At 52.5% G+C, this 890-nt stretch carries 1 protein-coding gene; it reads left to right on the top strand.

The window, feature by feature from the left end; translation table 11 throughout:
* Positions 1–890, top strand: an 890-nt coding sequence (locus AC0LWM_RS32380) for an IS256 family transposase (protein WP_474679165.1), incomplete at both ends; no start/stop codon positions are given.

Here is an 890-nt window from a genome sequence, read left to right as displayed (position 1 = left end):
TTTATGAGCGTACCGAAGAACGACTTGGTTATCGGAACGGAACTTACCCGCATACACTCGTGACTCGCGTGGGGAAGTTGACGCTAAGTGTTCCGCGTTTTCGAGACGGGAAGTTCTCCACGGAATTATTCGCTCGTTATCAACGTAGCGAGCAAGCCCTCGTCCTTGCACTCATGGAAATGGTCTTGAACGGTGTCTCTACACGAAAAGTGACGCAGGTAACCGAGGAACTGTGCGGCACAGAGTTCTCCAAATCGACAGTAAGCGAGCTCTGTAAAGGGCTCGATCCTGTGGTGCGTGAGTGGAGCACGCGATCGCTAACGGAGAATACGTACCCTTTCCTTGTCGTTGACGCCTTGTACGTAAAGGTCCGTGAAGACGGTAGAGTTCGTTCACGCGGCGTTATGATCGCAACCGGTATCAACCAAGAGGGATACCGGGAGTTACTTGGTCTCATGGTTGGCGATACCGAGTCTGAAGCCAGTTGGGGCGCATTCTTTATGGATCTAAAAGAACGCGGCTTACACGGTGTGGACCTTGTCACAAGCGACCAGCACGGCGGGTTAGTGAAGGCGGTTCGGACTCACTTTCAAGGCGTCACCTGGCAACGATGCCAGACTCACTTTATGCGCAACGTTCTTGATGCATCACCGAAATCGCTTCGGCACGAGGTGAAAGCTCATGTACGGGCGATCTTTGAAGCAGCGAACGAAGAGATCGGCCGATCTCTTTTAGAGAAAACGATGCACACTTTTCAAGAGACAGCGCCAAAGGCTATGCAAGTTCTTGAGGATGGCTTTGATGATGCAACAGCCGTATTAGCGCTGCCAGCCGTCGTAAGGGTCCGCGTGCGCACAACCAATGCCGTAGAGCGCCTTAATGAAGAGCTA

This window comes from Paenibacillus sp. sgz302148 (genome assembly GCF_056120465.1).
This window is presented reverse-complemented; position numbering and strand designations above follow the sequence as displayed.